At 64.8% G+C, this 4024-nt stretch carries 3 protein-coding genes; all 3 read right to left on the bottom strand.

What is annotated here, in order from left to right; all coding sequences use genetic code 11:
- Positions 1 to 33: 33 nt before the first annotated feature.
- Positions 34 to 3012 (bottom strand): Tn3-like element ISMpo10 family transposase, encoded by a 2979-nt coding sequence (locus AX672_RS05805; protein ID WP_012449407.1) that lies wholly within the window; start codon positions 3010 to 3012, stop codon positions 34 to 36.
- A gap of 4 nt (positions 3013 to 3016) precedes the next feature.
- Positions 3017 to 3601 carry a recombinase family protein gene (locus AX672_RS05800; RefSeq protein WP_010339849.1) on the bottom strand — a complete coding sequence of 195 codons (585 nt, stop codon included), beginning with the start codon at positions 3599 to 3601 and terminating at the stop codon, positions 3017 to 3019.
- A gap of 133 nt (positions 3602 to 3734) precedes the next feature.
- Positions 3735 to 4024, bottom strand: a 290-nt coding sequence (locus tag AX672_RS05795) for a DUF417 family protein (protein WP_168727356.1), incomplete at its 5' end; no start/stop codon positions are given.

The raw sequence follows: 4024 nt of genomic DNA, 5'->3' as shown, positions 1-4024 counted from the left end.
GGGGTCGGTACACAGAACGGACCCAGATATACGCTAAGGTTTTGCCGTGCCTTCGACGGCGCGCATCTGGCGAAGCGGTCTGAGCGCGGTGGATGGCGCATCGGGATCGGTCCAGAGGTAATCGCCGGTGAGATTGATATGCTGCCAACCGAGCGGTGATAGGTGTTGCAGCAGGTCCGGCGGGACCGGCCGGCCGAGGTTGGCGAGATGCATCCGGGCGGCTTGCAGGTAGGTCGTGTTCCACAGGACGATGGCACCGGCGACGAGGTTCAGCGCGCTCGCCCGATGGCTTTGGGCTTGCAGCGCATGATCGCGGATACGGCCGATGCGATGGAAGAAGATGGCGCGTTTCAGGGCATTTTCCGCTTCTCCCTTGTTGAGTTCGCGGGTGGCGCGGCGACGCTGTTCGGGCTGCTCGATCCAGTCGAGCGTGAACAGGGTACGCTCGACGCGACCGATCTCGCGCAACGCCAGTGCCAGGCCGTTGGCGCGTGGATAGGAGCCGAGCCGTTCCAGCATGATCGAGGCGCTGACGACGCCTGTGCGGATCGAGGTTCCCAGTCGCAGCACGTCGTCCCAGTGTGCCTCGATCAGACCTTCGTCGATGCGGCCCGCGACCAGCGGCGCAATATCGGGGCCGGGTTCGATGCCGTTAAACAGGTGCAAACGGCGTGCGGCGATATTCGGGATACGCGGCGCGAACCGGAACCCAAGCAGATGACATAGCGCGAACACATGGTCGGAGACGCCCCCGCCATCGACGTGATGCTCTTCGATGTGCAGATCGGCGCCGTGGTGGAGCAGCCCGTCGAGCACCTGTGCCGCCTCGCTCGCCGAAGCGGAGATAACTGTGGAATGGAACGGCGCGTAGCGATCCGAGACGTGGCTGTAAAAGGAGACAGCCGGCTCTGTCCCCTTGTGCGGATTGACTGCGCCGGTTGCCTGGGCGCGGCGGTCGAGCGGAAAGTTCTGACCGTCTGAGCTGGACGAGGTGCCGGACCCGAACAGCGCGGCCAGCGGCGCGGTGTGTTGGGCGTCGACAAGCCGGGCGAGCGCGCGACCGTAGGTTTCCTCGCGCAGATGCCACGAGGCGAGCCAACCGAGTTGGCGCTGGGTCACGAGATTGCAGGCTTCCGCCATGCGCGTATGGCCCAGATTGGTGGCATCGGCGAGCACCGCCGTGAGGATCGCACGTGGTTCATCCGCGGCACGGCCACTTTGCAGATGCGTGAAGCACTGGCTGAACCCGGTCCATCGATCGACTTCGGCAAGAAGGTCGGTGATGCGGATCGCGGGCAGATGCGCATAGAGCGGCGCAAGGGCGGTATCGGATTCCTCGGGAGTAATCGCCTTCAAGGGCGAAATCCGCAGCCTGCCCAAGCTGAGCTGCACGTCTTCCAGCGCGTCCGTCTCCGCCTTTCGCTCGACCTCGGCCAATCGACGGGCGAGGCGGGCGCGTCGTTCGGCCAGCCAGATATCGGCCGTATCCGGTGCCGGTATCGGCAAGGGGCCGGCCGCGCGCATGTTGGCGAATACGGGGGCAGGAATGAGTTGCTGCTCGACAGCACGATAGCGTCGGCTTCCCTCGACCCACATGTCGCCGGCGCGAAGCCGGTCGCGAAGCTCGACCAGCACGCACAATTCATAGATCCTGCGATCGGGAATGCCGGTGCCGATCGCCCGACGCCAAGCTTGCCGGATGAAGCCGACTGGCGTGCCTGCAGGCAATTTGCGCAGATGACCAAAATGAAGGTCGCGCATGATCGCGACCGCTCGCGCGAGCGCATGGCAGGCTGGCACCGCCCCGAATGTGAACGAGGCGATGAACGAGGGACCGACCTGTCGGAGGACGGGGTAATTGGTCGCGGCGACCGCGACGGGATCGACCGAATCGGGGCGGATCAGCTTGCGGGCTTCATCGACCTCGCGGCCGAGATCATTCCATCCGATCGCTGCCTCGACCGCAGCGCCGATATCGCCACCTGATATCTTGGCGGCGAGCAAGGCAGCGCCGAGTTGGGCAAGCAGCCGGATTTTGCCGTTGATGGTGCGCCGGTTGCGCTTGAGTGTCGTGTCCGCGCTGTTCTGTTCGCGCCGGAACATCTGCCCAAGCAGGCGATCGAACATCAGCACCGCATCGTCGGTGAGGGTAACGATGGTTTCGAGGATGGTCGCCACCAATGTGGCGCGACGCCGCGTCGCTTGCAGCGTCCGAACATGTTGCGCGGTCAGCCGCACGCCTTCCTGGCACAGGCGTCGGAGGCGCTCGGGATGGACGCCTACGGCGATATCCGGATCGATCCCGATGGCCCGAAGCAGTGTCAGTCGCTCGATGATGGCGGCGAATGTCTTTCGGCCGGGCTTGCCGGGTGACTGCCGCACCCAGGCCAGATCGCTCAAGTTCGTGCCTGTGTGGGGCAGGAGAAGCGCATCGAGCAGCCGGCGCTGTCGAGCATCGAGTCCTCGGGTCAGATGCTCGGCGACATGGCGTTCGGCATCGAGCAACGCCTGTGCGACCATCCGCTCGACCGAACTGATGCCCGGCACAATGATGCGCCGTCGCCGGCACTCATCCAGCATCACGCGCGCCAGCCTAGCCCCGCTGGTCGTCGTCAGCGCGATCGGCAGGAGCCATTCCTGCAACGTCGTTCGCAGCGGCCGACTGAGCGGCATGAAGCCGAATGCATCGCGCAGTGCATCGAGCTGTTCGTACCGGGTCGGGCCGCGCGTCGCGTAGTCGGCCAGCACCTCGGGTCCGACCTGCAATTGCTCTGCGACGAACGCGAGCGGCGTATCAGGGATCAGTTCACCGGGTCGCAGGAAACGGCCAGGATAGCGCAGCGCGCAAAGCTGGATCGCGAAACCCAGCCGGTTATGCGGTCGCCTCCGGCGGACGATGATGGCCAAGTCGTCCCGGCTCAATGTCCAGTGCTGGACGAGCAGGGTTTCGTCGTCGGGAAGCGCGAGCAACGCCGCGCGTTGCTCGTCCGACAGGACGGCGCGACGCGGCATCGGCTTAGACCTTGGCCGGTGCGGTCCAGCCGATCCGGGCAAGCGTGCCGAGAAGGGTCGAACGCGGCACCTTGAAGGTCCGGCAGACGGACGCCTTGCTGGCCCCGCCATCCAGCGCGGCGGTGATCCGCTCGAGCGTTTCGGCGTCGATCATCGGCGGGCGGCCACCTTGGCGTCCCCGGCGTTTGGCAGCAGCCAGTCCCGCCATCACCCGTTCGCGCGTGAGCGCACGCTCATATTGTGCCAATGCACCGAACAGCGAGAACAGCAATTCGCCGTGCGGCGTGGTCGTATCCATCTGCTCGGTCAGCGACCGGAACGCGATGCCGCGCGCCTTCAGATCGGTGACGATCGTCAGCAGGTGCGGCAGCGAGCGTCCGAGCCGGTCGAGCTTCCACACGATCAGTGTGTCGCCCGCGTTCAGATAGTCGAGGCAGGCTTTCAGGCCTGGTCGGTCGTCGCGCGCGCCGGATGCCTTGTCGGTATGGAGATGCCGATGATCGACCCCGGTTGCGACGAGCGCGTCCCGCTGGAGATCGACCGTTTGGCGGTCATCGGTCGTTGACACCCGCATATATCCGACCAGCATGTACGACAAACCCTCGAAAGCATGTTTTCGAACACCCTATCAAAGCGACAGGGTTTGTCGATCGTTATGGGCTGAGGCGGGTATGGTTCGGCAAAAGCGCAGGTCCGGAGCGTCGCCTATCACCTGTTTGCCGTCACGCGTCTGCTGTCCGTATGGACGCAAGTAGAAGGCACGCTGATGCCGCAAGAAGCACCAGGTCCTTCAACAGGAACTGTCCGGTTCCGGCCGAAATCGCCGGGAACCCGCCAGCGGTCGGCTCGGCGACGCCAGGCGTGCTCAGGAAAAACGTCAGTGTCACGGCATAAGTCAGGCATGACATCGCCGCGCCGAGAGCGGAGGCCGTCTTGTTGAAAGCACCGATAATCAGCGCAGCGGCCGTCGCGAGCTCGACGGTGCCTATAAAATAGCTTCCACCCTGCACCC

The organism is Sphingomonas sp. CCH10-B3, from assembly GCF_001556185.1.
Taxonomy (GTDB): Bacteria; Pseudomonadota; Alphaproteobacteria; order Sphingomonadales; family Sphingomonadaceae; genus Sphingomonas; species Sphingomonas aquatica.
Note: the sequence above shows the minus strand (reverse complement) of the source record. Positions and strands in the feature narration are given on the sequence as shown.

Coding starts and splice junctions, on each gene's coding strand:
- AX672_RS05805 (WP_012449407.1), bottom strand. CDS start 3,012: ATGCCGCGTCGCGCCGTCCTGTCGGACGAGCAACGCGCGGCGTTGCTC.
- AX672_RS05800 (WP_010339849.1), bottom strand. CDS start 3,601: ATGCTGGTCGGATATATGCGGGTGTCAACGACCGATGACCGCCAAACG.